The sequence below is a fragment of the Phytoactinopolyspora limicola genome (genome assembly GCF_011320225.1).
Taxonomy (GTDB): domain Bacteria; phylum Actinomycetota; class Actinomycetes; order Jiangellales; family Jiangellaceae; genus Phytoactinopolyspora; species Phytoactinopolyspora limicola.
On the sequence record NZ_JAAOEN010000027.1, the window covers coordinates 25067 to 50031 of the forward strand.

The 24965-nt window shown below is 66.9% G+C and carries 20 protein-coding genes; 8 read left to right on the top strand and 12 right to left on the bottom strand.

The genetic code is table 11. The features are described from left to right. Positions 1-69 precede the first annotated feature (69 nt). From pruA to G8760_RS28580, 4 genes are all read right to left on the bottom strand, one after another. The gene (pruA, locus tag G8760_RS28565; protein ID WP_166356234.1) at positions 70-1698 is read right to left on the bottom strand and encodes an L-glutamate gamma-semialdehyde dehydrogenase; all 1629 of its coding nucleotides are present in this window, start codon (positions 1696-1698) and stop codon (positions 70-72) included. Between the two features lie 233 nt (positions 1699-1931). Next, the gene (locus G8760_RS28570) at positions 1932-3284 is read right to left on the bottom strand and encodes a CpaE/TadZ family protein (protein ID WP_166356213.1); all 1353 of its coding nucleotides are present in this window, start codon (positions 3282-3284) and stop codon (positions 1932-1934) included. A 20-nt stretch (positions 3285-3304) separates the two neighbouring features. After that, complete coding sequence (locus tag G8760_RS28575; protein WP_246222720.1) at positions 3305-3994, bottom strand: SAF domain-containing protein; 690 nt, start codon at positions 3992-3994, stop codon at positions 3305-3307. A 156-nt stretch (positions 3995-4150) separates the two neighbouring features. Beyond that, complete coding sequence (locus G8760_RS28580) at positions 4151-4708, bottom strand: hypothetical protein (RefSeq protein WP_166356215.1); 558 nt, start codon at positions 4706-4708, stop codon at positions 4151-4153. Between the two features lie 136 nt (positions 4709-4844). On the opposite strand from G8760_RS28580, the gene G8760_RS28585 reads away from it, so the two are divergent. Both G8760_RS28585 and G8760_RS28590 read left to right on the top strand, forming a co-directional pair. Then, positions 4845-5609 carry a LysM peptidoglycan-binding domain-containing protein gene (locus G8760_RS28585; protein WP_166356216.1) on the top strand — a complete coding sequence of 255 codons (765 nt, stop codon included), beginning with the start codon at positions 4845-4847 and terminating at the stop codon, positions 5607-5609. A 50-nt stretch (positions 5610-5659) separates the two neighbouring features. After that, positions 5660-6229: an Rv3235 family protein gene (locus G8760_RS28590; protein WP_166356217.1), complete on the top strand. Its 570-nt coding sequence runs from the start codon at positions 5660-5662 to the stop codon at positions 6227-6229. Positions 6230-6394: 165 nt separating this feature from the next. Here G8760_RS28590 and G8760_RS28595 read toward each other — a convergent pair whose 3' ends face one another. Both G8760_RS28595 and secA read right to left on the bottom strand, forming a co-directional pair. Further along, positions 6395-7336, bottom strand: coding sequence for an SGNH/GDSL hydrolase family protein (locus G8760_RS28595; protein WP_166356218.1), 942 nt, complete (start codon positions 7334-7336; stop codon positions 6395-6397). Positions 7337-7582: 246 nt separating this feature from the next. Beyond that, positions 7583-10411, bottom strand: coding sequence for a preprotein translocase subunit SecA (gene secA / locus G8760_RS28600; protein WP_166356219.1), 2829 nt, complete (start codon positions 10409-10411; stop codon positions 7583-7585). A 207-nt stretch (positions 10412-10618) separates the two neighbouring features. Between secA and G8760_RS28605 the strand changes: the two genes are divergently transcribed. Next, a complete protein-coding gene (locus G8760_RS28605; RefSeq protein WP_166356220.1) occupies positions 10619-11737 on the top strand; it encodes a GNAT family N-acetyltransferase in 1119 nt (372 codons plus the stop codon). Between the two features lie 487 nt (positions 11738-12224). Here G8760_RS28605 and G8760_RS28610 read toward each other — a convergent pair whose 3' ends face one another. From G8760_RS28610 to mtrA, 6 genes are all read right to left on the bottom strand, one after another. Further along, positions 12225-13439: a winged helix-turn-helix domain-containing protein gene (locus G8760_RS28610; RefSeq protein ID WP_166356221.1), complete on the bottom strand. Its 1215-nt coding sequence runs from the start codon at positions 13437-13439 to the stop codon at positions 12225-12227. 90 nt (positions 13440-13529) lie between these two features. Beyond that, positions 13530-14228, bottom strand: coding sequence for a ribosome hibernation-promoting factor, HPF/YfiA family (gene hpf / locus G8760_RS28615; RefSeq protein WP_166356222.1), 699 nt, complete (start codon positions 14226-14228; stop codon positions 13530-13532). Between the two features lie 193 nt (positions 14229-14421). After that, the gene (locus G8760_RS28620) at positions 14422-15129 is read right to left on the bottom strand and encodes a ComF family protein (RefSeq protein WP_166356223.1); all 708 of its coding nucleotides are present in this window, start codon (positions 15127-15129) and stop codon (positions 14422-14424) included. A gap of 71 nt (positions 15130-15200) precedes the next feature. Next, on the bottom strand, positions 15201-16898 hold the full coding sequence (locus G8760_RS28625; protein ID WP_166356224.1) for an LpqB family beta-propeller domain-containing protein: 1698 nt from the start codon (positions 16896-16898) through the stop codon (positions 15201-15203). Between the two features lie 6 nt (positions 16899-16904). Next, positions 16905-18707 carry an MtrAB system histidine kinase MtrB gene (gene mtrB, locus G8760_RS28630; RefSeq protein WP_166356225.1) on the bottom strand — a complete coding sequence of 601 codons (1803 nt, stop codon included), beginning with the start codon at positions 18705-18707 and terminating at the stop codon, positions 16905-16907. Positions 18708-18711: 4 nt separating this feature from the next. Then, positions 18712-19389 (bottom strand): MtrAB system response regulator MtrA, encoded by a 678-nt coding sequence (gene mtrA / locus G8760_RS28635; RefSeq protein ID WP_166356226.1) that lies wholly within the window; start codon positions 19387-19389, stop codon positions 18712-18714. A gap of 344 nt (positions 19390-19733) precedes the next feature. Between mtrA and G8760_RS28640 the strand changes: the two genes are divergently transcribed. The 5 genes from G8760_RS28640 to G8760_RS28660 are packed head-to-tail and all read left to right on the top strand — an operon-like array spanning position 19734 to position 24874. Beyond that, positions 19734-20735 (top strand): DUF7847 domain-containing protein, encoded by a 1002-nt coding sequence (locus tag G8760_RS28640; protein ID WP_166356227.1) that lies wholly within the window; start codon positions 19734-19736, stop codon positions 20733-20735. After that, the gene (locus G8760_RS28645) at positions 20732-21397 is read left to right on the top strand and encodes a DUF4129 domain-containing protein (protein ID WP_166356228.1); all 666 of its coding nucleotides are present in this window, start codon (positions 20732-20734) and stop codon (positions 21395-21397) included. The genes G8760_RS28640 and G8760_RS28645 overlap by 4 nt, the downstream gene beginning before the upstream one ends. Then, positions 21394-22587 (top strand): DUF4350 domain-containing protein, encoded by a 1194-nt coding sequence (locus G8760_RS28650; RefSeq protein WP_166356229.1) that lies wholly within the window; start codon positions 21394-21396, stop codon positions 22585-22587. The genes G8760_RS28645 and G8760_RS28650 overlap by 4 nt, the downstream gene beginning before the upstream one ends. After that, positions 22581-23579, top strand: a complete 999-nt coding sequence (locus tag G8760_RS28655) for an AAA family ATPase (RefSeq protein ID WP_425502412.1) — start codon at positions 22581-22583, stop codon at positions 23577-23579. The genes G8760_RS28650 and G8760_RS28655 overlap by 7 nt, the downstream gene beginning before the upstream one ends. Further along, positions 23579-24874, top strand: a complete 1296-nt coding sequence (locus tag G8760_RS28660) for a DUF58 domain-containing protein (protein WP_166356231.1) — start codon at positions 23579-23581, stop codon at positions 24872-24874. Before G8760_RS28655 ends, G8760_RS28660 begins: the two co-directional genes overlap by 1 nt. Positions 24875-24965: the final 91 nt, after the last annotated feature.

Below are 24965 nucleotides of genomic sequence, written 5' to 3' on the forward strand. Positions count from 1 at the left end.
GCGAGGCATCCGCCTGAACGTCGGATCCGGCGACGGATCCGTGACACTCGACACTGGGCTCGGTTCCCGTCAACCCATGTGCGGGTATTCGTGCCGCCGTGGTGGAACGAACGTCTCTTTAATAGCACGTGCACTGGTCCATCGCAGGAGATTCTGCACGGAACCGGCTTTATCATTCGTTCCGCTAGCCCGGCCTCCACCGAACGGCTGTTGTCCGACGATGGAACCGGTGGGTTTGTCGTTGACGTAGAAGTTACCGGCGGCGAAGCGCAAGGCATCGGTGGCGGCCGAGATCACCGACCGGTCCTGGGCGATGACCGCTCCGGTCAACGCGTACGACGCCACACCCTCCAGTTGCTGAAGCACGCGGTGATAATCGCCGTCGTCGTAGACATGAACACCGAGGATCGGGCCGAAGTACTCGGTGGTGAAGATCTCGTTCTCCGGGTCGGAACTTTCCAGCACCGTCGGCCGAACGAACCAGCCCTCCGAATCATCCAGCTGTCCACCGGCGACGATCTCAACGGAAGGATCGGCTTTCGCCCGCTCGACCGCGGCGGTGTGCTTGGCGAAGGCGCGATCGTCGATCACCGCGCCGAGGAAGTTGGAGTAATCGGTGACCGGCCCCATGGGAAGCGACTCGGTGAGCGACAGGAAATCGTCGCGCATCCGGTCCCACACGGAGCGAGCGACGTAGGCGCGCGAGGCCGCTGAGCACTTCTGACCCTGGTACTCGAAGGCGCCCCGAACCAAAGCTGTCCGCAATATGTCTGGATCGGCGCTGGGGTGCGCCAACACGAAGTCCTTACCGCCGGTCTCGCCCACGATCCGCGGGTAGCTGCGGTAACCGGAGATGTTTTCGCCGATCGTGCGCCACAACGTCTGGAACGTACGGGTGGAACCGGTGAAATGGATACCCGCGAGGTCCGGATCGCTCAGTGCCACGTCGGACACGTCGAGGCCGTCACCGGTCAGCATATTGATCACGCCAGGTGGCAGCCCTGCCTCCTCCAGCATCCGCATGGTGATATGAGCGGACAGCTGCTGAGTGGGACTGGGCTTCCAGATGACGGTGTTACCCATCAACGCCGGAGCGGTGGGCAGGTTACCCGCGATGGCCGTGAAGTTGAACGGCGTGATCGCGTAGACGAACCCCTCCAACGGCCGGTGATCGACCCGGTTCCACACGCCAGGGGCATGCCGGACGGGCTGTTCCTCCAGAATCTGGCGGCCGAAGGCGACATTGAAGCGCCAGAAGTCGATCAGCTCACACGCGGCATCGACCTCGGCCTGCACGATCGTCTTCGACTGACCGAGCATGGTGCTGGCGTTCAGCCACCGCCGGTACGGGCCGGCCGCCAACTCAGCAGCCTTCAGGAACACCGCCGCGCGATCGTCGAAAGACAACGAGCGCCAGCCCGGAGCCGCCTCCCGGGCTGCTGCGATGGCCGCTCGGGTGTCATCCTGGGTGGCGTTACGCATGGTGCCGAGTACGTGATGACGAGCATGCGGTTGGACAACGGGGATCTCCGCGCCACCACCGTATTTCTGGTCTCCACCAATCGTGCACGTCAGGTCTTTACTCGTGGACAGAAGCTCAGCGATCGCGGTGTCGACCTCGGCGCGCTCCGGCGATCCTGGTGCATACGCGAGGTTGGGCTCGTTGACCGGCGGCGGGACACTCGTCACCGCGGTGATCCCGCCGGGGGCAGCGAAGGTGGAAGACATGGTGCAAGGCTCCGTTCATCTTCGAGCGGTTGATGCCACTGAAGCCAGTATCCCTCGCCTGCCCAGCTGAACAGAACCCGCCATCGCACCCTGGCTCGATCGTGGGTTGCCCGGCAGCCGCCGCCACGTCCCGAGCGAGCTCGCCCAGGATCGCGAGCACCCGGTACACGACACCGATGTCGGGCACCGGTGCACTCATGTCGTCAGCGGCGTAGCCGAGCCAGCCGTCGTGATGGCGCCGCCGCTGCGCCGAGCATCCGGCCCGCCAGTTCCCGGATCGCCTGCCGTGCCGGCGACCGGGGAGTCGTCTCCGCCAAGGTCAGGCCGGACAGCAACGCCGCGTCCAGAGCCTGAGGGTCGTACGGCACGAACCCGTACGGCGTCCGTCCGGCATAACGATTCAACGCGGCTGCGATCTGTTGTTCGGCATCAGCGCCGGCCACCGAAGATCGCACCCGGTTGACGACCACGTGCGCCGCTGTATCGGGGGCCACCTCTGCCAGTTCATCCAGACCCCGGACCAAGCGGCCGAGGCCAATGGGATCCCCCGCGGCGACAACAACGATGGCGTCGGCCGCCCGCAGCGTGCTCAACGTTGCTGCGTTGCGGCGCGGCGCCGCCGAGTCGAAGCTGATCGATTCGTCTTCCTCCAGGCAGAAGCCACAGTCGACCACCGTGACGGCCGACACCAGACGGGTCTGCTCCCACACGGCGTCCAGGGCTGACGCGCGCAGCTCCGTCCATCGCGACGGCCGCACGATACCCGTGAGCACATGGAGCTGAGGGGTGATCCGACGGGCGTAACGAGCCAGCGAGATCACGTCCAACTGGCCACTATTGGCCAACCGCGCAGCACCGGCCAGGCCCGGCGCCTCGTCAAGTAGTCCCAGCGCCTGCGCTACCGACGCTCCGTATGTATCGGCGTCGATCAGCATGGTTGATTGGCCGATGAGCGCGGACTCCATGGCGATGTTGACAGCCAGGGTGGTCCGGCCGGGCGCACCGCAGGGACCCCAGACCGCGATCAGCCGACCTCGTTCACCACCGCGTTCGATGAAGTCGATCGCACTGGCGTCGGCATCCCCAGCACGGGAGCCACCACCGGCCCGGATGGCGTCCTCGATACCCGTTGTGGCCGGGTCCGTTGCGCCTCTGGTGGTTGAGCCGGGCGACTTCTCGGCTACTTCGGCGTCGGCCACCGCCGCCAGAATCGCCGCGGTGAGGGTGTCGGTGGCGGCGTCGACCGACACCACGTGCCGGACGCCCAGCTGGGTCAGGCGCAGCCGGTCCGCCGCCGCTTCCGCCCCTGGTAGAACGCCGACCACACCCACCCGGCCGCGTTGCAACACGGCGAGTGCTTCTCGATCCAACCGGCGCAGATCAGCCGGTACCAGCACCGCCTGTCCGAGCCCAGCCCCCGCGGCGGCCAGAAGGTCAGCCAGATCGACGCAGCGACGGGCCACGGCGATCCGGCTCGGGGCGGTCTCGAGACGCTGGACCAGCTGGGCATCCCAACCGGTGCCGCTGGCCGCGACCAGCACCTGCAACTGACTCATCGAGTCACCACCACGCCATCTCAGGCCACACCCGGCAGTCTGGACAGATACACCCGTCCGTCCCGGCCGGCCGGGATCAGCTCGCCAACCAGCTCGTCCAGCTCGGCCCGGTCAGCAGCCAGGACGGCGAGAGTGATCGTGGTGTCGGTGCCACTGACTCCCAGCGCTCCACCCGAATCCACATCTGTGACCGTCAGGCCAGAGACCAGCCGGTCGGCCTCGTCGCGATCACTGAGCGCGACCCACACGTCGACGACGTCACCGGCGCGCAGCCCGGCCGGCGCCTCCGTCGTGGGCACCGCAAGCGTCACGTAACGCAACACATCCGCGTCAGCGAGTTCCTCGGCGTCGGCCACCGCACCGACGGGCAGGAGCTCACCTGCACCGACGTCACGCATCACCACGTGCCCCTCACTGAGCTCGGGCCCCACATAGAGGTCGGGCACCGAGTCGACGGCTACCTGCCGAACCTCGACCAACTCCGGAGTTAGCTGCTGACCAGCGCTCAGGTCGGCCGCTGCGGCAAGCACGGGCACCGTGGCGTTCGCCCCGGCGACGACCCGAGTTCCGATCACGACGGGAAGAAGCACAAGCAGCGCACCGACGATCAATTGGGGGCTGCGCCAGCGAGCTCGACGCAGCCGAGCAGCCTGCGGTGCGGACATCTCCGGGCCGGTCTGGCGGCTCGCCGGAGTAGCGGTGTCGATCATCACGCCGGCCAGCGTAATCGCGGGGCCGGCCGGGCGCAGGAACTTCGATCAACTCGCCGAGATCTCATCAACCGGTGCCACACCCCGCCGTCGTTGACGGCACCCACCCATGGTCGGCCCGCCCGCACCGAGCTGGCGGGGAGGCTGAACGACCAGCTAAGACGTCCGACGGACAACAGCCAAACCGCCCAATGGAACACTCACCGACACAGTTCGACCTCGTCCCCACCGCGCCTCGCCATCCACGGCTGGGGCCATGTCCACGTGGTCGGCCGCCACGGCGTCGATCGTTCCGTTCACCATACTGCCGTCGGTCAACGTCACGCGCACGGCGGAACGGTCCCGGGAGATGACCGAGAGTGCGTACCGCACGCTTGCACGCCACAACACGCCCGCACCTCCGGTCGGCACCACCACCCGCGACCCGACACCACAGACCGACAGGGTCGCGGCCATAGGAATCAGCAGCTCGGCGCCTGCCTCCTCGCCCAGCAACATCCAGTCGGCGCCCACCTGCCTCAGCTGTCCGCGTATCTGCCCAGCACCAACGGTCCGGACGTCGAGAAGTGCCCCCTCGCACGACCGGAGCCGGTCGACCAGATGAACGTTCCTCCGCTCGTCGCGGACACGCTCCGCAACCTCGTCCTCGAGTTCGAGCCGATCAACTTCGGCGAGTTGAGCTTCCACATCGCAGAAGAGCCGTTTCCAACGCACGCACAGACCGTAGCCGCACGGGACGTACCCACGTGGCGATTGTCAAGGTTTCCCTTGACGAAGAGTCGAGAACAGGTTTCCATAAGAAAACAGAAGCAAAACTAAGCAAACGAAGGTTAGACGAGGCTTAACAGGCATGATTCATGGTGTACAGCCCTCCAAACCCCAACCAGTCCACCGGTCTCGGCGGCTTCCCATCCGACTCACCCGCGCTATCGGCACCCTCACCGCGTACATGCTGGCGCTCGGTGGGTTGTGGTGGGCAACCGGCACGTCGACGGCGGCAGTGCTGGCCGGCACTGCCACGTTCGACCATCTCGTGGCCGCCGTGGCTACTCTCTTCGCCTGGGCCTTGATGGGCTGGCTCCTGCTCGTCGCCGTCGTCGCCGTGGGCGGTGGCGCTCGATCCCGATCGGATATTCCGGGACGGGTGGTCCTCGGACGGATCGTGCCAGCAGCCGCTTCTCGGATGGCCCGGGGCATGCTCGGTCTCACCGTCATAGCGGTGCCATTCGCCACGAGCCCGACCGCGCTCGCCGCGAGCACCGGCATCGATGTCACGTCGCACTGCATCTCAGGTTCTTTGCCCGACGTCGGTCGGCCCGACGTCGTTGTACCCGACGTCGGTGTTCCCGAGGGCCCGTCCGACGGCACGCCGATCCCCACACCGACCGCGCCTCCCCCGGTCGAAGAACAGGCCAAGCCGGCCATCCCCGACGTGACCGTCGAACCTGGCGGATCACTGTGGAGTATCGCGGCCGAACATCTGGGACCGGACGCCAGCGACGCTGAGATCGCGGTCGAGTGGCCCCGCTGGTTCGCCGCCAACACCACCACCATCGGACCGGATCCCGACCTGATCCATCCCGGTCAGCTGCTGCGCCCACCTCCGCCGCTGTAGCCGGCCTGCCACCTGCACCTACCGCCCGAAGTCACGAGGGAGCCCTCACCTTGCTCACCCGCACAGCCGGTAGCGCCCCGCGCCGGCTCCAGCCGCCGTCCACCGAGCCTCCGTACGACGATGAAGCCGGCACCGTCCCCGCCACCCACCCCCGGCTCCGTCCCGTCGGAACGATACGGACCGCCCAAGAGTCGCTTCCCCTGTCGGTGCGGCCCCGCCAATCACTGACCCGCGCGGCACCGGCCAGCCGCACCACACCGTCGCTCGTGCCCGGCCCCACACCGTCGCGGCGCGGCACGGGCCTGGCCGAACCGCGCCGCTGGTGCTCCCGCATCGCACAGGCCCTCGCGGAAGTCCTCTACGGTCGACGACCACTCCACCAGCTGAGCCAGTGGGTGAGCGACGACGTCCAGTTCGCCCTGACACGACGGGTCGCGGCGCAACGACGAACCGTACCGGGGCCGGCACCGTCGGTCCGCACCATCCGCGTATGCACGGTGAATCCACAAGTCGTAGAGGCCAGCGTCGTGCTCCAGGTCGGCAGTCGGGTCCGGGCTCTGGCGCTGCGGCTCGATGCGGCCGGTGATCAATGGGTGTGCACGGCCCTCGAGCTGGTCTAGCGCCCGCTCCCCCTCCTCCTCCCCATGATCGTTGGGGTTTTTATAACCGAAAAAGGAGTGAAAAAAAAAAGAAAAAGGGGGGGGGGGGTTGGGCGCCCGCCCCCCCCCCCCCTCCCCATGATCCTGGGCTTTTGACTCCCGGATCCGGTCGTCAAAAGCCAACGATCATGGGGAGGAGGGTTCGCCCCAGGCCCGGGTGAATGCCTCGGCGTAGCCACCCTGGCCGGCGAGAGTGGGATGGAAAGACTCACGAACGAACGAGACGAACAGATCCCACCGGACCTCGGGATCGTCGTCCGCCGCCTGCTCGGCGCCGCGGCTGAGCCTCAACCCGTAGATCCAGTCGTCCGGTGCGTTGTCGCACGCTTCATGGCCATCGAAGACGGAGACGAGGTGGGAACCGGCCGAACGCACCCCAGCAGCGCTCGCCGCTTCGCCTATAGCATCGTTCAGCGCAAGGCCAAGGCGCCGGATCATCTGCCGCTCCGCGGTGCTCAGCAGCGGAGTCAACGCCCGGCACTGGCTACGGACGTCGGGGTCGGGCACCAGGAGCGGATAACCGCCGACGATGAGCATGTCCGTCGGTGCGAGTGCCTGCACGTCCCGGTACAGCTCCGTCAACGGGTCAACCAGCGCATCGATCCGGTCCATCAGCACCGATTCCCGATCAGCACAGCCAACGAGCGGGATGAAACACCTGGACAGCTCGTTGGCGAAACCGATGTCGTTGCCACCAACCGTCAAAGTGATCAACCGGCCGTTGCCGCCGCCGAGGTCAACCAACTGGTCGAGCTGGCGGTAGACGTCGTCGATGTCGGCACCCGAGCAGGCCAGCACCGCGCGGTTCGCGGGTGGAACCGTGTCGGCGAAGATGCTCATGGCCCACGCCCGCGACGTCCGGTCGCAATCGTCGTCGTAGTCGCCGGCGCCGAGCCCAGACGAATACGAATCGCCGAGTGCGATGACGCCGGTGGGCACCGAATACACCGAGTGATCGTTCCGGAACAGCCGGACGAGCGTCTTCTCCACACCTTCACCCGGCTTGGGGGAGACAGCCTCGGCCGACCCCGCGGGCACCAGCAAGACTGCCGCCAGGAAGGTGGCCATAAGCGTCCCGGCTAACCTGGGCAACGCGCCACGGCGGGGACGCTTGCTACCTCGACATCGCACAGGCGCCATGACACGACCATAAACGGACTTGCGACTCCTCGGAACCGGTTTGCCGAGGAGCCACATTCCGCTGATCGTTCAGATCCGTAAGGTGATCGGCCCAGGCACCCAGTCAGACACCCGGATTTCCGGGTGCCCGACGCTAGTGTCGGGCTCGCCGTGGAACGCAGCCCCGCAGCGGCATCAGTTCATCGCCGCCCGCGTCTTGGGGTCACCGTGGCAGCGTTTGAACTTCTTCCCAGACCCGCACGGGCATGGCGCGTTCCGCGAGACGGTGTCGTACTCGCCGCCCCCGTTGTCCGACGCCGAAGCGTGAGCGCCCCGCGCACCGCCGGGGCCAGACGCCACCGCGGAGCCTGCCGAGCCCGAGCGTTCCACCCGCCGCTGCACGTCGGCGTCGCCGTCGACAGTGGGCGCCGTGTACTGCAACTGCGCCGGACGGCGCACCGGGGTGAGCCCCGCGGCCTCGACGACGGGAGCGCCGGCCTCGTCGGATGGCTGATCGCCATCCTTCGGCTTGACCTGGACCTCCAGGTTGAACAGCAGCCCGACCGATTCCTCCTTGATGCCGTCCATCATCGCCGCGAACAGGTCGAAACCTTCCCGCTGGTATTCGACCAGCGGCTGCTTCTGAGCGAAGGCGCGCAGGCCGATGCCCTCACGCAGGTAATCCATCTCGTAGAGGTGCTCACGCCACTTGCGGTCGATGACCGTGAGCAGAACCCGGCGTTCGAGTTCACGCATCACCTCGGAGCCCAGTGTCTCTTCGCGGGTGGCATAGGCGGCCCTGGCGTCGCCGACAAGACGTTCGCCGATGACATCCGGAGAAAGCCGTTCCCGGCCACCGGCATCCTCGACGATCTGCTCGGGTTCGACCGACACCGGATACAAGGTCTTCAGAGCGGTCCACAGCTGGTCGAGGTCCCACGTCTCCGGGAAACCCTCACTCGTGGCGCCACGCACGTAGCCACCCACCGCGTCATCGATCATGCCGAGCACCTGGTCGTGCAGGTCTTCACCCTCGAGCACGCGACGTCGTTCTTCGTAGATGACCTGCCGCTGGCGGTTGAGGACATCGTCGTACTTCAGCACGTCCTTGCGCATCTCGAAGCTCTGTGCCTCACGCTGCGACTGGGCACTCTTAACCGCACTGCTGACCCGCTTGTGCTCGATGGGTTCGTCGTCGGGCTGGTTGAGCGTGCGCATGATCATCTCGACCCAGTCGGCCTTGAACAGCCGCATGAGGTCGTCCTGAAGCGACAGGTAGAACCGCGACTCTCCAGGGTCGCCCTGACGGCCGGACCGACCGCGCAACTGGTTGTCGATACGCCGGGACTCATGCCGCTCGGTGCCCAGCACGTACAGGCCTCCCGACGCGCGGACCTCGTCCCGCTCAGCGGCTACCTGTGCCTCGTACTTCTCCAGCACCGCCGGCTCGGCAGCGCTGTACTCCTCTGGATTCTCAACCGGGTCGAGGCCGCGTTGCCGCAGTTCGGCGGCGGCCATGAACTCGTGGTTTCCGCCGAGCATGATGTCGGTACCACGACCCGCCATGTTGGTGGCGACGGTCACCGCCCCCCGCCGGCCCGCCTGGGCGACGATGGCGGCCTCACGGTCGTGCTGCTTCGCGTTGAGGATTTCATGGGGCACCCCACGCTTGCGCAACATCTGGGCCAGCCGTTCAGACTTCTCGACGCTGGTGGTGCCCACCAGCACCGGTTGACCCTTCTTGTGGCGCTCGGCGATGTCTTCGACCACCGCGTTGAACTTCGCGTCCTCGGTCCGATAGATCTGATCGTCGTTGTCCAGGCGCGCCAACGGGCGGTTCGGCGGAATCGGCACGACGCCGAGTTTGTAGATCTTGTCGAACTCGCTGGCCTCCGTCATGGCAGTACCGGTCATGCCGGCGAGCTTGTCGTAAAGGCGGAAGTAGTTCTGCAGCGTCACCGACGCCAGCGTCTGATACTCCTGCTTGATCTCTACGCCTTCTTTGGCCTCGATGGCCTGGTGCATACCTTCGTTGTACCGGCGCCCGGACAGAACCCGGCCGGTGTGCTCGTCGACGATCAGCACCTGCCCATCGACCACGACATACTCTTTGTCCCGCCGGTACAACTCCTTGGCCTTGATGGAGTTGTTCAGGAACTGAATGAGCGGGGTGTTGGCGCTCTCGTAGAGGTTCTCGATACCGAGCCAGTCCTCGACCTTCTCGATGCCGGGTTCGAGGACGCCGATCGTGCGTTTCTTCTCGTCGACCTCATAGTCGGTGTCGCGGTTCAGCCGCTGGACCAGCTTGGAGAACTCGCCGTACCACTTGGTGGGCTGGTCGGCCGGACCGGAGATGATGAGGGGGGTTCGGGCTTCGTCGATGAGAATCGAGTCCACCTCGTCGACGATCGCGAAGAAATGCCCGCGCTGGACCATGTCTTCTTGGCGCTGCGCCATGTTGTCGCGCAGGTAATCGAAGCCGACCTCGTTGTTCGTGCCGTAGGTGATGTCAGCGGCGTAGGCGGCGCGGCGCTGGGTCGAGTTCAATCCATTAACGATGATGCCAACGTCGAGGCCGAGGAACCGGTGAACGCGGCCCATCCATTCCGCGTCGCGGCGGACCAGGTAGTCGTTGACGGTGACGACATGGACACCCTTGCCGGCGAGTGCGTTGAGGTAACACGGCAGCGTGGCGACCAGCGTCTTACCCTCACCGGTCTTCATCTCGGCGATGTTGCCCATGTGCATGGCCGCGCCGCCCATGATCTGGACGTCGTAGTGCCGCTGCCCCAACGTGCGTTTGGCGGCCTCACGCACCGTGGCGAACGCCTCCGGCAGGAGGTCGTCCAGGGTCTCGCCGTCCTCGAGCCGCTTACGGAACTCGTCGGTCATGCCGCGTAGTTCGTCGTCGCTCAGGTCGACGAAGTCGGACTCGATGCTGTTGACCTGCTTGACGATCGCCTCGAGACGCTTAAGGACCTTGCCTTCCCCGGCACGAAGAATCTTGTCGAGAAGAATGGGCACGAGGGTCAACTCCTAGGCACAGTTCTGCGAGGCGGTCAAGGCCGGCGGGTGAGCGGCCCCGACGTCCCCATGGTACGCGGCAATTCCCACCAAAGATAACGACTCAGCAGCACCCTAGGTTTCCTGGCCCGCACCGTCCGTCCCGGCTCCGGACCGCCCACGATATCCGGTTGCCGACTGGGTACAACACCTGGGCACGATACCGTCATGGAACCGTCCACGCTCACCAGCGATCGCGTCCTTCTCTCCCCTCCGGGGCCGGACGACGTCGAGCGCATCGCACAGCTGTGCCAAGATCCCCTCATCCAGGAATGGACCACTGTTCCAGTCCCGTACACGCTGGCCGACGCACTCACCTTCGTCACAGTGTTCATCGCTGACGGCTGGTCCCGCGGCACCGCGCTGACCTGGGCCATCCGCGAGCCGAGCACCGGCCGCGTCGATGGCATGATCGGTGTTGACCTCTCCGGTGACGGCAAGGCCGAGATCGGATTCTGGCTCGATCCGGCAGCCCGTGGACAGGGCATGATGGCACACGCGGTGCGGCTGGTGGCCGAGCATGTGTTCTCCCGCGCCGACCTCGGCGTCACCCACATGATGTGGTGGGCCTACGTGGGCAACTGGCCGTCACGCCGCGTCGCGTGGGCTACCGGGTTTCGCTACGAGGGTATGGTGCGCGGCGGCGAGCCGCAGCGAGGCCAGCGACGCGACGCGTGGGTGGCGACCCTCCGCCCCGGTGAACCGATGGCGCCGGCCAGCCCGTGGCTCGACGTCCCGACGATCCACGGTGAACGGTTGTCGCTACGCCCGTTCGAGGACACCGACGTAGACAACGTCACCGAGGCATGCAGCGATCCGACAACCCAGTACTGGGCCAGCAACCTACCCAACCCCTATACCTCAGACGACGCTTCGCGGTTCATCCACCGGACCCGAGAAGACGCCGCCACCGGCAGCGCGGTGCACTGGGCCACCACTCTTCCGGCCGGAGGACCAAGTGTCGCCACGTTCGCGCTGCGGCTACTGGGGCCACACAACGATCAGGCGACCATTGGTTATCTCGTGCACCCGAAGGCACGCCGCCTGGGCATCGCGACCGAAGGCCTCCAGATGGTGGTGCGGCACGCGTTCATCCCGGTCGAGGACGGCGGCCTTGGGCTGCGACGACTGATGATCCAGCACGCCGAAGGCAACGAGGGTTCACGCAAGGTGATCGAACGGGCCGGTTTCCGGTACATAGGCGTCGAGCGCGGAGAGCAACGGTTGTCCGGTGGCACCACCGTCGACGGCCATCGCTACGACCTACTCCCCGACGACCTCCCCTAACCCCGTTGTGCACCTGATCTCCGTTTTGGCGCCTGATCGTTTTTGTGGCGACGATCAGATGCGGATGTGATGGCGACGTCGCTGGTCAACGTGTCGCAACATCGTCTGGGACCATCTCACGATACGGGCACAAAACGATCAGATGCACGATCGAGCCGTTGACGTTCGTTAGCGCATCTGATCGCCAGATATCCGTACGGTACGCCGATCCCGACCGGGGGCGCCGGCTCGAGGTGGGGCAGACGCCGGAACGTCTGTTGCCGTCGCGGGCGCGAGCCACCATGCCCGTCACCCGATCAGATGCACAACTCGACAGAAATCGTTCAGTAGTGCATCTGATCGCCAAGCATCCAGACCTTGAGATGCGATCAGATGCACCAACTGCGCCGTCGCGCGCCGTCAACACGTCGTTCGCACATCTGATCACCTCGGTAGAAACGATCAGGCGCCAAAACGGAGATCAGGTGCAGAAGGAGCCCGGGGCGCGTCAGCTCTGTCTCCGAAGTGCGACGTCCAACTCGGGGGCGAGGTCTCCGACACCGACCACCTCGACGTCGCCGAGGCCCATCCATTCGCTCATCACGACGAGTTCAGCAGCGAGTTCTTCGGCGGTTTCGTCCGGGGCGGCTAGCTCTGCCCAGGCTGCTTGCACTCGGAGCACGCCGGCCTGCCGGTCTGCTTTGAGATCGACCCGAGCGACCAGGCGGTCACCGAGCAGGAAGGGCAGCACATAGTAGCCGTGCACCCGTTTGGCCTTGGGGACGTAGATCTCGAGCCGGTACCGAAACCCGAACAGAGCTTCAGTGCGCGCACGCTCCCAGATCAGGGAATCGAACGGGCTCAGCAGGGCACGTGCGCGCACTCGCCGAGGAGTACGGGCCTCACGGAACAGGTATGCCGGCCGGCTCCAGCCGTCGACTTCGACCGGCAGGAGCTCGCCGTCCTCTACCAGCTCCGCTATGGCGGCCCGGCTCGGTGCTACGGGAAGGCGGAAATAGTCTCGTAAACACTGCTCGCTGCCGACGCCGTGAGCACGGGCGGCGATCCGGATCAGCTCACGGTACGCATCTGGCTCCGCCGGGGTAGGTGCACCGATCACTTCAGGCGGCAAGACACGTTCTGGGAGGTCGTAGAGTCGCGCGAACGAGCCGTTGCGGCCCGCCGCGGTGATGTCGCCAGCCCAGAACAGGTACTCCAACGCGGTTTTGGTGTCCGACCAGTTCCACCCCCAATGGTCACGCCGGCGCGGGGCATCGTCCTCCACCTGCGTGGCCGTGACCGGGCCCAACCGTTTCACCTCGTCAAGCACCCACGCCACGAACTCGGGCTGCTCCTGGGCCAGGCGCCGCATATGACCCCACGCCCCCTCGCTGGCTTGCGCCATTCGATGCCGGAGCAACGGTTGGTACTGCACCGGGATCAGCGATGCCTCATGGGCCCAATATTCGAACAACATGCGGGGGGACCGGCTGGCAGCATCGTCCAGCAGCGTCCGCGGATACGGCCCGACGCGAGAGAACAACGGCAGGTAATGCGAGCGCGACAGCACATTAACCGAGTCGATCTGGAACAGGCCCACCCGGTTGAGCACTCGGCGCAGGATACGCCGATCCGGCCGGGCCGGCCGCGGATCCGCGAACCCCTGCGCGGCCAGCGCGATCCGCCTGGCCGCCGCCTGGGTCAGCTTGTCACGTTGAACCATGCGGCGGACGTTACCAATCTCCACCGACAACGTCCGCCGCCACCAACAACGTCCGTCGGCGGCACGGCCCAGCCGCACATTCGGGGACTGCTACACGTCGAGATGGATCACGCCGTAGTCATATCCGTGCCGCCGGTACACAACACTCGGCATCTTGGAGTCGGAGTCGACGAACAGATAGAAGTCGTGTCCGACCAGCTCCATCTCGTAGAGGGCTTGATCGCGTGTCATCGGAACACCCTTGTGGGTCTTCTCCCTGACCACCATCGGCCCGTTGCGCTCGATGTATACGTCGTCGTCCGCGGTCATGGCGGCCGGGCGGGGTTCATCTAACGGCCGCGGATCGGTATCCGGCGTGTCCTGCTCCGCTGGACCGCGCTCCGCGGTGGACTGCGCTGGGACCGCGGACGGCGGTGTGCCCAGGTCGGCGGGTGGGCTGAGCGGCGCTGTGGCCGCAGCGACGGAGATCGGTGCGCGATTGCCCCGGTGTACCCGGCGACGATCAGCTGCCTTGCGCATACGGGCGGTGAGTTTGTCGAGTGCGAGATCGAGCGCGGCGAACTTGTCCGCGGAGGCGGCTTCGGCCCGGATCACTGGTCCTTTCGAGTAGACGGTCAGCTCGACGCGGTCGGAGTGGTCGGCCTGCCGGGGGTTGCGCTCCTTCGAAACCTCGACGTCGACCCGGATGACCTTGTGATCGAATTTGGACAGCTTGGAGAGCTTGTCGGATACATGATCACGGAAACGATCAGGCACATCGACACGACGGCCCTTGACGACAATATCCACTCGGAACCTCCCAGAATGTGGGTCAAGCGGTCGAGAGGACACCCGCATACCGGGCAGCGACCCGGACTTCCTGCTGAGTTGAGGGATGGACCGCGGGTGCCATGCACAAACGTTAGCCGCTCGACACCGGTTGTACACGTCGATCTCTGATGTTCGTTACCTCACCTCCCTCGGCGGTGCACATCGTTGGTAGTCATGCGGCGAGCGCCACAACAGCCGCCCCACACGGAGCGGAATCGGCCACAGCCAACGCCCGAGCGGCCTCACGCAGGGTCGCTCCAGTGGTCATCACATCGTCCACGAGCACTACACAGTGCCCCGCCAGGAGCCGCCGCGCCAGCCCGCGGACGGCCATCGCGCCGTGCAGGTTCGTCTCTCGCCGCACCCGACCTAGCCCGGCCTGATCGGCAACCCCACGAACATGTCGAAGGCCGGTCACGACCGTGGCCTCGGCGCCAGATCGCCGGAGCACGGACGCGGCCCGGCGGGTCATACGTAGTACCGGGTCGTGTCCACGGGCACGTGTGGACGACGGACGGGATGGCACCGGGACCATGACCACTGCCTGATGCTTGTGGTTCGGGCAGGAATCACCCGCCGCCAGCGCCGTCACCGCGACCGCCAGAGCTTCACCTAGCGGCCGGCTCAACCCCAGGCGGCCACGTTCTTTGTGTTGCACGACGATCGTCCCGGCGGCTCCGGCGTACGCGGCAGCGGCGACCACCCGAAGACCCGTCGTGCCCGGCACCTCACGCGGAGGCGATGCCGGCCCGAGCAGGTCAGCCCGGCAGATATCACACAACGTCGCGCCCGGCGCGGTGCCACACCCAGCGCAGGTGCGGCCGAATGCGAGGTCCGACGCAGCGGCGATCAGCGCATTCCACCACTGACCCGTCGGCATCTAGGTGGTCACCTCCTTACCAGCGGTTGCCTCCACAAATACGCCTCCCATACGGCACACGACAGCAACGGTCACGGGTAGACCGGTGCCTGCCCGTTGCCGATCTCGGCCCAACTGGTAGGCGAATCGTTCTCCATGAGAGTGCCTTCGTCAGTTGCGGCCACGATGCGCTGCATCGGGCCGGCGGCCACCGACACCGCCCCGGGGATGGAACCGCGAGCCGACCGCACCTCACCGAAGACATCCAGCGCGTAGACTTCCCGTTCTTGGTCGTCGGGTTCGACGAGCAGGACGAGCCGCTCGGCGCTCGCCCACGCCACGTCGAGGGCAGTTCCTTCGGGCCCGATACGACGTGGCTCTTCCAACGACAAATGCGCGGGGTCGTCGCCGTCCCGAACCACCACCGCCAGGTAAGCCATACCGTCGACGATCAGCGCCATCCGGGTGCCGTCGGTGGAAATCGCTACCGACGAAACGTCATGGAGGTCAAGCTCCGGCCCGCGAACCGCTACCGGGGAACCGTCCGGCCGTGCGGCGATCACTTCACCGCCGGCGCCGGCCTGGTTCACCGCCCAGATCACGTCATGCCGGTCCCACGCGGGCGAGGTCAGTCCGGTGCCGTTGAAGACTGTGGTGCGGGGGGCGTCTTGGTCGAATTCCGCCGCGTACAGCTCCGTGCCGTCGGCTCCGACCGCTACCGCCCGCTCACCGCCAGCCTTCACCGCGACCTCGGTGACGTCACCAGCGACGCCCAGTGGGCCGGCCACCGGTTCGAAACGGTCCACGCCGTCGGGACGCCACACCACGTTGCCGTCCAGCACCGCGTGCAACGCTCCACCGATGCTTGCCTGGTCCGGTTCGTAGAGCTCATTGTCCACCGTCGGGTCGACTGCCTCGTCCTGGCCGAGCAACGGAACTCCGTCGGCGTTCATCACCACCTTGGTGATCTCGGACAGCCCAGCCAACGTGCAAGCGAGCTGCGCGGCCATGTGTTGGCGCTCCATCTCCACGGTCTCGTGTGCGGCCTCCGTCAGGTCAACCGTGGCGATGCCGGATTCGATCGGGACACTGGGCACACTCAACGCGACTGTTTGAGGGAAGGCGCTACGTACCGCCGGGCTCAACCACTCGGACGGGCCTTCGAGCAGGGTCTGGGTGAGCAGTGTGGCCACCTGACCATGTTTGGGCAGATACACCGGATCCCGGACCAGAACCTCGAACGAGGGATCGAAGTAACACACGTTGTGTGACTCGAACTCCCGCTCGAAGTTGGCCTCGGAGATGATGATGCCGTCCGGCGGACCGGAGATGCGCCATTCTCCGTCGACCCTGCGCACCGGCAGGTCGAGTTCACGAGTGGTGCCGGCGTCCTGCACCGTGTAGGAGCCATCGACGCCGACCTCACCAGATACGGTCATGGTCATTCGCAACTGGCCGTTGTCCATGACCTCGATGGTTGGCCGCACTCCCCGGTGAACGGTGACGCCGACACTAGGATCCCATGACGACGCGGCGTCAGGGGTGAGGAACTCTTTGGCGACCTCGTACCCCGGCAGATAGGCACTCATGGCATCCACGAAGCCATTAACGATCACCGCCGGATCCGCGCCGGGGGGTGGTCCTCCGGGGTTGTACGCGGCGAACGCGGGCTGTTCCTGCGCCCGCACGGGGTTGCCGGCCACCACTGGTCCGGACGTGGGCACCCCGGAGCAGCCGGCCATCAACCCAGCCACACCCAGCGCAAGGGCGATGTTCGCCCGCTTACCCATCCCCGCTCACCTCACTGCTCCGGCGTTGTGGCCCGGGTCGACGTGGGTAGCCGACCCAGCGTCGGCGTCGGCGTCAGCGGCGTCAGCACCAGCGGCCGGGGCGGAGCGCGTCCGTCCGGCTGGCAGCGCCGGCGTCGCGTCGTCGTCGGCGGCGGCGGCATCATGGCCCAGCTGCCGGTAAGGCCCGCCCACCCCTGGTGTCCGCACGGCGCTACCGACGTCCTCCGGGACCAGGGTCAGCGGCGACGACGTCAGCTCGGTGCCCGCCCGCCGCGGAAGAGTCAACCGGAAGCGCGATCCCTCCCCGGGTTCGCCCCACGCCTGCAACCATCCGCCATGGAGGCGGGCGTCCTCGAGCGAGATAGACAGGCCCAGGCCGGTTCCGCCGGTGGATCGCGCCCGCGCCCGGTCGGCCCGCCAGAAACGGTGGAATACCAACGACGACTCCCCTGGTTTGAGCCCGACGCCGTGGTCTCGCACCGCCACCGCCACCGCGTCGTCGTCGGCAGCCACCCGGACTGTCACGTCTCGTCCCTCACCGTGCTCCACCGCGTTGACCACCAGGTTGCGCAGTACCCGCTGGATGCGGCGGGCGTCGATCTCCGCCACACACGGATAGGGCGGCATGTCCAGGACGATACGGCTCTCCTTACGTTCGGCCAGCGGTTGGGCCGCGTCGGCGACGCCGTGGACGAGGTCGCGCACGTCATGTTGTTCGGCGCTGAGCACGGCGGCACCGGCGTCGAACCGGCTGATCTCCAGCAGGTCGTTGAGCAGCATCTCGAACCGGTCGAGCTGGGTTTGCAGCAGCTCCGCGGACCGGCGCACCACCGGGTCGAAGTCGTCGCGGGACTCGTGGAGCACGTCGGCCGCCATGCGGACCGTGGTGAGCGGCGTGCGCAGCTCGTGCGACACATCGGAGACGAACTGCTGCTGCATCCGTGACAGTTCCTCCAACTGCCCGATCTGCTGTTGAAGGCTCACCGCCATGTGGTTGAAGCTGGTGGCCAGCCGGGCAAGGTCGTCGCGTCCGCGCACCGCCATCCGCTCGGTGAGCCGCCCGGCCGAGAACCGTTCGGCGATCCTTGCCGCGAGTCGCACCGGCGTCACCACTTGCCTCGTCACCAGCCAGGCGAGCGCACCAAGCAGCAGCAACAACAACAAACCAGCGGTGACCAGGGCATTACGGACGAGATCGAGCGCGTCCTGCTGCTCGGTCAGGGGGAACAGGTAATACAGCTCGTAGTCTTCCCCAGTGGCGGTGCCTAGCTGCCCGCCGGCAACCAACACTGGCACCCCAGCGTCTTCCTCGACGGCGCCGTTGGGCTGCGGCAGCGCCGCATAGGTCCGGAAGATCCGGGGCGCACTCTGGACGGCCTCACGCAGCTCTTGTGGCACTACGTCGCGGGCTAACTGCACGTCGAGGCCGTCCGACGCGAGCGACACCGCGTTGTCCTCGGAGCCGAGCAACAGGACCTCGTACAAGGCCTCGTCGGAGCCGGGTTGGCCCCCGCGGTTGGCGAGGCGGTCACCGATGTCGCGTAGCAGCGGACTCCAGGACCCCGTGGTGTTGTCGGCGGCGCCGTCCAGGACCCCCTGGGCGAAGTCGATTCCCGCTGACACATCCGCCACCGCCGAATCGGCCTTCGCGTTCAACAGGCCGTCGCTGATCTGGCGCATCAGGGTGACTCCGAGCAGGCTCACGACGACGAGCGACAGAGCCAGCGTCGCCGTGATGACCCGGAGTTGGATGGACCGCTGCCATGCTCGACGCACCGCCTGCCATGGACGCGCGAGCGCCTTGGCCATCTCCCTACCCTGTTCCAGCCTTGTAGCCGACGCCGCGGACAGTTACCACGATCTCCGGCCGTTCAGGATCCTTCTCGATCTTCGACCGAAGACGCTGAACATGGACATTGACCAGCCTGGTGTCGGTGGCATGCCGGTAACCCCAGACCTTCTCGAGGAGTTCCTCTCGAGTGAACACCTGCCACGGCCGACGGGCCAGGCAGGCCAGGAGGTCGAACTCCAGCGGGGTCAAGGACACTGGGTCGCCGTTGCGTTTGACCGAGTGCCCGGCGACGTCGATGGTGACGTCGCCTACCTGGAGAGTCTCCGGCTTGGGGTCGTCCGTCCGGCGCAGCCGGGCCCGCACCCTCGCCACCAGCTCCTTCGGCTTGAACGGCTTGACGACGTAATCGTCGGCGCCTGACTCCAGACCAACCACCACGTCCACGGTGTCGCTTTTAGCCGTCAGCATGACGATCGGAACCCCGGACTCGGCCCGAATCTCCTTGCAGATCTCGATACCATCCCGGCCTGGGAGCATCACGTCGAGCAGGACGAGGTCCGGCTTGAAGTCCCAGAACGTCGGCATGGCGTTGTCGCCACTAGTGACTATGGCGTGCTCATACCCCTCCCCGCGCAACACGATTCCAAGCATTTCCGCCAACGCGGTGTCGTCGTCGACGATGAGCACACGTCCCTTCATAGTCCATATGGTGACACTCCCAGCGCCCGACTGCGAGTGCATGCCTCGCGAAGTGCAATGATGGCCCGTAACACACACCACATTCGACACGTATCAACGGCCGGAAAGCTCGAAAGAAGGGAACCATGTCGGGAACCGACCGTCCCCACGGCTGGGGGCCGCCTGGCGGTGACAGCGGCTGGGAACGCCCCGGCGCACAACCTCCTCCCGGCGCACAGCCACCCCCGAGCCCGCAGCCGCCCCCCGGTGCATCGAGCTACCCCGATCAGCCTTCCGATCCCTCCGCGAGCGGTTGGGGATCCGCACCGGGTTGGTCCTGGCGTCCGCCTGATGTCAAACCAGGTGTGGTCCCGCTGCGCCCGCTGGGTGTCGGCGAGATTCTCGACGGGGCGGTCACCACCATCCGGCGCAATCCCCGGGTGATGCTCGGCCTGTCCGCTGCCGTGGCCATCGTGACCCAGTTGGTCGGTATGGCCGTCATCTGGGTGGTGCTCGGTGAGGCCGCCACTCTCGACGAGCTCAATCGGGAGCTCACCGCCGACGAAGCGCTCGATTTCCTCGGCACCACCCTTGGCGGCATCGGGATCCTGTTGTTCGTCACCTGGGTGGGGACGGTTTTCCTCACGGGCATGCTCACCGTGGTCGTGGGCCGCGCCGTCATCGGCCAAGACCTCAACCTCTCCGAAACATGGCAACACGCCAAACCCAGGCTGCCACGCCTGTTCGGATTGACCATCGTCTACACGTTGGTCTGGAGCGGCGCCATCTGGGCGGTGATGATCGGCACCTTCGTCCTCGCCGCGGGCGGCAACTCCGGCGGCGCTATTTCGCTGCTCGTCTTCGGCATGCTGGCCGCTGGCCTTCTGGGCATCTGGCTCTATGTGCGGTTTGCTCTGGCCACCCCGGCGCTGATGCTGGAGACCACGACGGCGGGCAGGGAGCGGCCACAACCCATCGGCATCGTCGAGGCCCTGCGCCGATCCAACCACCTGGTGCGGAACTCGTGGTGGCGGGTCTTCGGAATCCTGCTCTTGGTCCTCGTCATCGTCTTCATCGTCGCCCAGGTCATCAACGTGCCGTTCAGCCTGCCGGCCACACTCGGCGACGGCGACCTGTTCACCATGACGGGTATGTCCTTCGGTGCACTGGTCATCAGCACCCTCGGTAGTGTCGTCAGCGCCACCATCACCGCGCCGTTCAGCGCGGGGGCTACGGCTCTGCTGTACGTCGACCGGCGCATCCGCGCCGAGGCGTTGGACATCGAGTTGGCCCGGGCGGCCAACGTCCAACTCCCCGAACGCCCGGAGGGTTATGGCCCTGGAGGGATACCGCCGGGTCCACAATGATCGGTCAGCGCCTTCCTGGGGCGAGCATCCCGATCGACCTCGACCGGGAGGAAGCTCGCGAGCTTGCCCGGCACGAACTGATGCAGCCGGGTTATCAGCGCGAGACCGCATGGCCGACGCGGGTCCTGGAGTGGCTGCTGGAACAGTTCAACCGGCTGATCAGCGGCGCCGCCGAACATATCCCCGGTGGCTTGGCCGCAGTTTTGATCATGATGGCGGTGGTGGCCATAGCCGTCGTTGTCATTCTGCGCACCGGGCCACTCGCCCGCCGCCGCGCCCATCGCGATCCTATCTTCGCCGCACACCGCCAGACAGCGGCCGAACACAGAGCCGCCGCGGACGAGGCGGCCTCGGCAGCCGATTGGACCACGGCTGTTCTGGAACGTTTCCGTGCCGTTGTCGCCGCCCTGGAAGAACGCACGATCATCGAGGACCGTTCCGGACGCACGGCTGGCGAGGTCGCACGCACCGCCGGCGAACGGCTGCCCGCGGTCACCGCCGAGATGACTCGCGGTGCCACCCTGTTCGACGAAGTGCTCTACGGTGGGCGGCCCGGCACCGCGAACGACGATGCCACGATGCGGGAACTGGACGCGACCGTCGCCGCCGCCCGTCCACACGTCGACACCGACCGTCCCCTGACGCCGGCAGTGCCCCGATGACCCAGCCAGCCCCAGGACCATCCACCACACCACACCCGGCGGGTGAACGTGCGGCGGCCGCGCCGCCAGCATCCGGCGAGGCATACTCCGCCGATCCCACCCTCAGCCAGCGCTGGTACCGGTGGCGTTTCCCGATGCTCGTGGTAGCTGGGTTGGTGCTGTTTTCCATCATCATCACCGCGCTGCAAGGCTCGGGACGTGGTTTTCTCGATCCGGATGGCGTCAACGCCAGCGGTGCCCGAGCGGTCGTCCGGCTACTCGAGGATCAAGGAGTTCACGTCGACGACGTCCGCACCACGACCGACGCGCTGGCCACGGCTTCCACCGGCACGATATTGATCACCGAGCCGGATCGACTGGCCAGGGAACAGTTCGATGAACTGGCACAGTCGGGCGCCGATCTGATCCTCGTCGCACCCAGTCGGGTCGACGAGCTCGCCCCCGGATACACCAGGGTTGGCGAGTCCGTCGACGAGGTCCTGGCCCCAGGTTGTACCCTCCCCACCGCTGAGCGAGCTGGGGACGCGCGCGTGGGCGGTTCGTACTATGCCGGACCGGATGTGCGCGCATCGTGTTATGGCGGGTCGTTGGTGGTGGGCACGGCCCCAGGTGGCGGTCAACTGGTCCTGCTCGGCTCCCACGCACCGGTGGTCAACCGCCACCTGGACCAGGACGGCAATGCCGCCCTCGCACTGGGGCTACTCGGCCAACATGAGCGGTTGGCCTGGTATCGGCCGAGTTTTCAGCCACCACCCGGAGCCGAACGCAGCGCGGCGGATCTGGCACCGGATTGGGTGATACCGGTGGGTGCCCAACTCATCGTCGCGGCGTTGCTAGCCGCCTGGTGGCGAGCTCGGCGCTTGGGTCCGGTTGTGGTCGAGCCGCTACCGGTGGCCGTCCGGGCGTCCGAGACCACCGAGGGGCGCGCCCGGCTCTACCGACGGAGCCGCTCTCGCGATCATGCCGCGGCCATCCTCCGCGAGGCGGCGGTCCGGCGGCTGCGCGGCCGCCTCGGCCTACCAACCGGCGTGCCGCTCGACGCCGTCATCGATGCCGTCGTGGCCCACACCGGACGGACGCCAGACACCGTCGCCGATGTCCTCGCCGGCGCCCCACCAGTCGACGACCCCGATCTCGTCCGGCTCGCGGACACACTCGACGAACTCGAACAGGAGGTACACACATCGTGACCGATGCGCCCGAGGCAGCTTCCCCGCCGCCCGCGGCGGACACAGAACGAGCGCGGTCCGCGCTCAGCGCGCTGCGGGAAGAGGTGGCGAAGGCTGTCGTCGGACAGGACTCCGTCGTCAGCGGTCTCGTCATCGCTCTGCTGTGCCGTGGGCATGTCCTGCTGGAAGGGGTGCCCGGGGTGGCCAAAACGCTGCTCGTGCGGGCGCTGGCCGCCGGATTGGAGGTGGAGACCAAACGGGTACAGTTCACCCCCGACCTCATGCCCGGCGACGTGACCGGCTCGCTCGTCTACGACGCTCGTTCGGCCCAGTTCTCCTTCTCCGCCGGTCCGGTCTTCACCAATCTGTTGCTCGCCGACGAGATCAACCGGACACCACCGAAGACACAATCGGCCCTGCTGGAGGCCATGGAGGAACGGCAGGTGTCCGTCGACGGCACACCACGGCCACTGCCCGACCCCTTCATCGTCGCCGCCACTCAGAACCCGGTCGAATACGAAGGAACCTATCCGCTACCCGAGGCCCAACTCGACCGCTTCCTGCTCAAGTTGACCGTGCCGGTGCCAGGGCGCGACGACGAGATCACCATCCTGCGCCGCCACGCCGACGGGTTCGACCCACGAGACCTGAGCGAGGCAGGGATGCGAGCGGTAGCCTCTGCGGCGGACCTCGCGGCTGGCCGGGCCGCGATCGCTACCGTTCGAGTGTCGTCCGATGTACTCGGTTACATCGTGGATATCGCCCAAGCCACCCGCATGTCACCATCCGTCCAGCTAGGCGTCTCCCCGCGGGGTGCGACCGCACTGCTGCGCACGTCGCGGGCCTGGGCGTGGCTCTCCGGCCGAGACTTCGTCACCCCCGACGACGTCAAGGCGCTGGCTGGGCCCACGTTGCGGCACCGGCTGGCGTTGCGCCCCGAAGCGGAGATGGAAGGTGTTACCGCCGACTCCGCCCTCGAGTCCATCCTGGCCACGGTCGCGGTGCCGCGCTGATGGTTCTCTCCGGCACGGTCGCGCTGTTGGCGGCACTCGCAGCCGTGGCGGTGGGTGTGGTCGCACCAACGGCCGCGGGTGTCCTCGTCGCGACTGGTGTGGTGCTGGCCTTGGCCGTCGTGGATGCGTTGCTCGCCGGATCGATCCGCACGCTGCGATTCACCCGGGCCGGCGCCACCACCACCCGGCTCGGTGAGACCGTCACGGTGACGCTGACCGTGCAGAATCGTGGCCGGCGACGAGTTCGCGGGCGGTTACGGGATGCGTGGCCACCATCGGCCGGTGTCACCCGTGATCGGTTCGCGCTCGACGTATCGCCAGGTGAGCGCCGCTCCATCGAGGTGGAGTTGCGGCCCTCCCGGCGAGGTGACCGGCCGGCCCACCGGGTGAGCGTACGCAGCATGGGACCACTGGGGCTCGCCGGACGGATGGGTTCGCACGTTGTCCCATGGACGGTACGGGTCCTGCCGCCCTTTCATGCGCGTCGCCATCTACCGGCCAGGCTGGCGAGACTACGCGAGTTCGACGGCCGGTCCGCCGTGCAGATCCGGGGTGCCGGTACCGAGTTCGACTCGTTGCGCGAGTACGTCATCGGTGACGACACCCGTTCCATCGACTGGCGTGCCACGGCCCGTCGTGGCGACGTCGTCGTCCGGACGTGGCGGCCGGAGCGGGATCGCCACGTACTGATCGTTCTGGATACCGGAAGGACCTCGGCCGGCCGAGTGGGCGACGCACCCCGGCTCGACGCCGCGATCGACGCGGCGCTACTGCTTGGCACGCTGGCCGCGCGGGCCGGCGATCGAGTCGAGTTGCTGGCCTACGACCGTCGGGTCCGGGCCACGGTCGAACGCCCGGCGGCGACGGAGGTCTTGCCCAGGATGGTGAACGCGCTGGCCGGGGTTGAGCCGGAGTTACTCGAGACCGACCACCGCGGTCTGGCGGCGGAGATCCGGGCGCGCGCCGGACGGCACGCGCTCGTCGTGCTCGTCACCGGTATCGACTCCGGCACCGTGGAACATGGCCTCCTGCCCGTCGTCGGCTCGTTGACCGGCCGGCACACCGTGTTGATCGCTTCCGTCGCCGACCCTCGGCTGGCCGAGATGGCCTCCGCGCGGGGCGATGCGGTCGCGGTATACGCCGCTGCCGCGGCTGAGTTCGATCAGCAGGGCCGACACGAGGTGGCCGAACTGCTCCGCCGGTCCGGTGCCCACGTCGTGGACGCACCGCCGGCCGATCTGCCACCGGCCGTCGCCGACGCCTATCTCGACCTCAAGGCAGCCGGCAGGCTCTAGGCACCACACACCTCCGTGATCGTTGTCGGTTTTCTGCCCCCATCCCCGGTGATCGTCGTCGGGATCCGGTCGCTATAGGGACCGGATCCCG